General features: G+C 69.3%; 5 protein-coding genes. All 5 read right to left on the reverse strand.

The window, feature by feature from the left end; all coding sequences use genetic code 11:
- Nucleotides 1-429, reverse strand: a 429-nt coding sequence (locus G6020_RS09590) for a DnaJ domain-containing protein (RefSeq protein ID WP_194306070.1), incomplete at its 3' end; no start/stop codon positions are given.
- A 117-nt stretch (nucleotides 430-546) separates the two neighbouring features.
- Nucleotides 547-1,164: a nucleotide exchange factor GrpE gene (gene grpE, locus G6020_RS09595; RefSeq protein ID WP_179523531.1), complete on the reverse strand. Its 618-nt coding sequence runs from the start codon at nucleotides 1,162-1,164 to the stop codon at nucleotides 547-549.
- Nucleotides 1,161-1,358 (reverse strand): hypothetical protein, encoded by a 198-nt coding sequence (locus tag G6020_RS09600; protein WP_182610459.1) that lies wholly within the window; start codon nucleotides 1,356-1,358, stop codon nucleotides 1,161-1,163. Before G6020_RS09600 ends, grpE begins: the two co-directional genes overlap by 4 nt.
- Nucleotides 1,355-3,208 carry a molecular chaperone DnaK gene (gene dnaK, locus G6020_RS09605; RefSeq protein ID WP_182610460.1) on the reverse strand — a complete coding sequence of 618 codons (1,854 nt, stop codon included), beginning with the start codon at nucleotides 3,206-3,208 and terminating at the stop codon, nucleotides 1,355-1,357. Before dnaK ends, G6020_RS09600 begins: the two co-directional genes overlap by 4 nt.
- A gap of 377 nt (nucleotides 3,209-3,585) precedes the next feature.
- Nucleotides 3,586-4,932 carry an NADP-specific glutamate dehydrogenase gene (gdhA, locus tag G6020_RS09610; RefSeq protein WP_179523534.1) on the reverse strand — a complete coding sequence of 449 codons (1,347 nt, stop codon included), beginning with the start codon at nucleotides 4,930-4,932 and terminating at the stop codon, nucleotides 3,586-3,588.
- Nucleotides 4,933-5,389 lie beyond the last annotated feature (457 nt).

The raw sequence follows: 5,389 nt of genomic DNA on the forward strand, positions 1-5,389 counted from the left end.
CGCGCCGGCCCCGCCGCCGCGGCCGCCGCCCTGGTTGAACAGGCCGCCGAAGAGATCGGAGAAGCCCCCGGCCCCACCGGCTCCGCCCGCACCCGCGGCCCCTCCGAAGAGGTCGCCGATGTCGAAGTCACCGCCGGTGGTGGTGTATCGGCCCCCACCGGGAGGCGCGAAGCCGCCGAACCCGCCGGAGGACACCTGCGCCCGGAACTCGTCGTACTCCTTGCGCTTGGCGGGGTCGCCGATGACGCTGTTGGCCTCGCCGACCCGCTTGAACTTCTCCTCGGCGGCCTTGTTCCCCGGGTTCTTGTCCGGGTGGTTGTCGCTCGCGAGCTTGCGGTACGCCTTGCGGATCTCGTCCGCCGTGGCGGACTTGGAGACGCCCAGTTCGGCGTAGTAGTCCTTCTCGACCCATTCGCGCTGACTCACCAGACGCCTCCTTTCCCTATCGGTTCCTGATCAGTTCCTACTTACCCGAAGTCTCACTTTTCCACCTCGACCGCCGGTGTGCGGGTGACCGCACACCGGCGGCGGTGGAGGACGAGCGGATCAGCGGACGGTGACCATCGCCGACCGCAGGGTCCGCTCGCCGTGGCGATAGCCCTTGCGCAGGATCGTGCCCAGCACGGGCTCGGAACCCTCCGACTCGTCCTGCACGGCCTCGTGCACGGACGGGTCGAACGCGTCCCCCTCCTCGCCGAAGGACTCGACCCCCTGGGAGGCCAGGACCGCGTGGACCCGGTCGGCGAAGGCCTTGAGCGGCCCCTCCTCCAGGTCCCCGTGCGCCCGTGCCCGCTCCAGGTCGTCGACGATCGTCAGGAGCTCGGTGAGGACCGAGCCCTTGGCGGTGTCGATGATGGCCTGTCGGTCCCGCTCGACGCGGCGGCGGTAGTTGGCGAACTCCGCCGACACGCGCTGCAGGTCCGCCGTCCGTTCGTCGAGCTGCGCCTGCAGCGCCGACGTGGCGTCGTCGTCGGACGACCGGTCGCCGGCGGCGCCGTCGGTGGTGGGGGCGGGGTCGTCCTCGACGATCTCGCCCTCCACCGCCTCCGACGGAGCGGCGCCGGTCTTGTCATCCACCGCCTGCGCGGCGGCCACGTCCTGCGCGTCACCGCCCGCCCAGGCGGCCTTGTCCGTCTCCGGACCGTCAGCGTGTGGTGTGGTCACTGGAACTCACCCCTGACTGTCTCGTCGTCCTCTGCGGCCGCCTCGACCTCGTCCGGGTCGACGCCGGCCGCGCCCTCGGCCACGATCTCGGCCTCGGGGGCGACGGGGGCGTCCTGGACGAACTTCTCGTCCACCGCCTCCTCGTCGGTGGCCTCCGGGTCGCCGGGATCAGGAATTCCGGTCGCGTCCGTCACTTGTCGTCCCCCTTCGGCTCGTCCTCGTCCACGACCTCGGCGTCGACCACGTCGTCGTCAACCGACCCCGCGGAGGTGGGGTCGCCGGCCTCGGCACCCTCGGCCGCGGAGGCCTCGTAGATGGCCTGGCCGACGGCCTGCGCCTCGGTGTTGACCTTCTCGACCGCGGACTTGATGGCGTCGACGTCCGAGCCCTCGAGGGCGGTCTTGGCGTCGGCGATCGCGGCCTGGAGCGACTCCTTCTTGTCGGCCGGGATCTTGTCCTCGTTCTCCGAGACGAACTTCTCCGTCTGGTAGATCGTGGACTCGGCCTGGTTGCGGGCGTCCGCCTCCTCGCGACGCTTGTGGTCCTCGGCGGCGTGCTCCTCGGCGTCCTTGATCATCTGGTCGATCTCCTCCTTGGACAGGCCGGAGCCGTCCTGGATGATGATCGTGTTCTCCTTGCCGGTGCCCTTGTCCTTGGCGGTCACGTGGACGATGCCGTTGGCGTCGATGTCAAAGGTGACCTCGATCTGCGGCACGCCACGCGGCGCGGGGGCGATACCGGCGAGCTCGAACGAGCCGAGCAGCTTGTTCTGCGCCGCCATCTCGCGCTCACCCTGGAACACCTGGATCTGCACCGACGGCTGGTTGTCGTCGGCCGTGGTGAAGGTCTCCGACCGCTTGGTGGGGATGGTCGTGTTGCGCTCGATGAGCTTGGTCATCACGCCGCCCTTGGTCTCGATGCCCAGCGACAGCGGGGTCACGTCGAGCAGGAGCACGTCCTTGACCTCGCCGCGGAGCACGCCGGCCTGCAGCGCGGCGCCCACGGCGACGACCTCGTCCGGGTTGACGCCCTTGTTGGGCTCCTTGCCGCCGGTCAGCTCCTTGACCAGGTCGGACACGGCCGGCATGCGGGTCGAGCCACCGACGAGCACCACGTGGTCGATGGTAGACACGGCGATCCCGGCGTCCTTGATGACGGCCTGGAACGGCTTGCGGCACCGGTCGAGCAGGTCCTGCGTGATCTTCTGGAACTCCGAGCGCGACAGCGTCTCGTCGAGGAAGAGCGGGTTCTTGTCCGCGTCGACCGTGATGTACGGCAGGTTGATCGAGGTGGACTGACCGCTCGACAGCTCGATCTTCGCCTTCTCGGCGGCCTCACGCAGACGCTGCAGCGCCATCTTGTCCTTGGTGAGGTCGATGCCGTTCTGCGCCTTGAACTTGTCCACGAGCCAGTCGACGATCCGCTGGTCCCAGTCGTCACCACCGAGGTGGTTGTCACCGGAGGTCGCCCGGACCTCGACGACGCCGTCGCCGATGTCGAGCAGGGAGACGTCGAAGGTACCGCCACCGAGGTCGAAGACCAGGATGGTCTGCTCCTTGTCGCCCTTGTCCAGCCCGTACGCCAATGCGGCCGCGGTGGGCTCGTTGACGATGCGCAGGACGTTCATGCCGGCGATCTGGCCGGCGTCCTTGGTGGCCTGACGCTGGGCGTCGTTGAAGTAGGCGGGGACGGTGATGACGGCGTCCGTCACCTCCTCACCGAGGTAGGACTCGGCGTCGCGCTTGAGCTTCTGGAGCGTGCGCGCGCTGATCTCCTGCGGGGTGTAGTTCTTGCCGTCGATCGAGTCCGACTTCCAGTCCGTGCCGATGTGGCGCTTGACCGAGCGGATGGTGCGGTCGACGTTGGTGACCGCCTGGTTCTTGGCCGGCTGGCCCACGAGGACCTCGCCGTTCTTGGCGAACGCGACCACCGACGGGGTCGTGCGCGACCCCTCGGCGTTGGCGATCACGTTGGCCTCGCCGCCCTCGAGGACGGCGACGCAGGAATTGGTGGTGCCGAGGTCGATACCGACTGCACGTCCCATGATGTTCTCCTTCTCTCCGCGCCGTTACCGCGCGGACGGGGGGTGGTCCGAAACTCTGTTGTTCAGCAGACCCGGCTCAAGGCTCGGATCAGTGACTCCACCCTGCCTCTCGGCGGTGGCGCCGTCAACCCAAGTTGAGTCCGGATCGCTGAGGTTTGACGCCCTGTACAACTGGGGACCGGCCCGATCCATTCCCGGGGTGATCCAGATCACGCGGAAACCTGCGCCCACCCGACTCAATCCGACGTGGCGCCCATCCACGCGCCCGCACGCCCGCACGCCCGCACGCATCCTCAACGACAAGACCGTTCCGCACACCCGCCTCTCGGGCGATGCGTGCGGAACGCTCTTCCCGACTGGGGAACGGACGACCTGAGCTAGATGACGCCCTGCGCGAGCATCGCGTCCGCGACGCGGCGGAAGCCGGCGATGTTGGCCCCGGCCGCCAGGTCGCCGGGCATCCCGTACTCCTCGGCGGTCGCGGCCGTGGTGGCATAGATGTTGGTCATGATGCGGTCGAGCTCGGAGTCGACGCGCTCGAAGTCCCACTGCAGCCGACCGGCGTTCTGGCGCATCTCCAACCCGCTGGTGGCCACACCGCCCGCGTTCGCGGCCTTGGCGGGTCCGAACAGGATGCCCTTCTCGCGGATCACCTCGACGGCCTCCTCGGTGCACGGCATGTTGGCCCCCTCGGCCACCAGGCGGCACCCGTTGCCCGCCAGGGTCCGCGCGGCGTCGCCGTCGAGCTCGTTCTGCGTCGCGCAGGGCAGTGCGATGTCGCACTTCACCTCCCACACCGAACGCCCCTCGACGAACTCGCAGTCACCCCGCTCCTCGGCGTAGACCGAGAGCCGCTCGCGTCGGACGTCCTTGACGTCGGCGAGCAGGTCCAGGTCGAGGCCCCTCTCGTCGACCACGTACCCGGAGCTGTCGGAGCAGGCCACGACGGTGGCTCCGAGTTGCGTGGCTTTCCTGGCCGCGTAGAGGGCCACGTTCCCGGACCCGGAGACGACAACGCGGGAGCCGTCGAGGCTGAAGTCGGTCTCGCGGAGCATCTCGCGGACGTAGTAGACGAGCCCGTAGCCCGTGGCCTCGGTCCTCGCCCAGGACCCGCCGTAGCCGATCCCCTTGCCGGTGATCACCCCCGCCTCGTTCCGGCCCGTGATCTTCCGATACTGGCCGTACAGGTAGCCGATCTCGCGGCCGCCCACGCCGATGTCCCCGGCGGGCACGTCCAGGTCCGCCCCGATGTGATGGGCGAGTTCGGCCATGAACGACTGGCAGAAGCGCATCACCTCGCCGTCGGTCCTACCGTGGGGGTCGAAGTCGGAGCCGCCCTTGCCACCTCCCAGCCCCAGGCCCGTGAGCGCGTTCTTGAAGACCTGCTCGAAGCCGAGGAACTTGAGGGTGTCCTCGTCGACGGACCGGTGGAACCGCAGACCACCCTTGTACGGACCCAGGTCGGAGCTGAACTGGACCCGGAAGCCGCGCTGGACCTGGATCACTCCCGAGTCGTCGACCCACGGCACGCGGAAGGACACCACTCGTTCGGGTTCGACGATCCGCTTGAGGATCCCGCCCTCGACGTACTCGGGATGCTGCGCGACCACGGGGGCGAGCGACTCGAGCACCTCGTGCACGGCCTGCCGGAAGAGCTTCTGCCCGGGGTTGCGGGCCACCACGGACTCGAGCGCATCGTGCAGTGCGGCGTCGGCGTCGGACATGGGACCTCCGGTCAGGGGCTGCGGTCTGGGGGCGATATGAGGGCTGCGGCGTGAGGGCTGGGGACTACGTGTACGCGGACCACCCGCCTCGGGCGACACCTCGGACCGAGGTTCCGCAGGCCGGTGTCACGGCCGGAACCGCGTCGCCGCCGTGCCGCAGCCTAGCGTCTGTCCGCTTCCACCACCGATCCAGGCCGCGCCCGGACCCGCGGCGGACCACCCCGGGCGAAATTCCCCGCGGACGTGGATCCGGCCATACGATCTACGGTCACGGACCCGGCCGGTTCCCTTCCCGTCCCGATAGGAACAGTGACCCCATGCGCCACCTCCCCCGCCGCCGCACCTGGAGTATCGGCGCCCTCGTCGCCGTGGTCGTGGTCGCGGCTCCGATCGCCGTCCAGGCCCAGCCACGCGACGGCGCCCCGGCGGTGGACGACTCCCGCGCGACGCCCGCGAT

The sequence above is a fragment of the Dietzia sp. B19 genome (assembly GCF_014145155.1).
Classification (GTDB): domain Bacteria; phylum Actinomycetota; class Actinomycetes; order Mycobacteriales; family Mycobacteriaceae; genus Dietzia; species Dietzia natronolimnaea.

Coding starts and splice junctions, on each gene's coding strand:
- dnaK (WP_182610460.1), bottom strand. CDS start 3,208: ATGGGACGTGCAGTCGGTATCGACCTCGGCACCACCAATTCCTGCGTC.
- gdhA (WP_179523534.1), bottom strand. CDS start 4,932: ATGTCCGACGCCGACGCCGCACTGCACGATGCGCTCGAGTCCGTGGTG.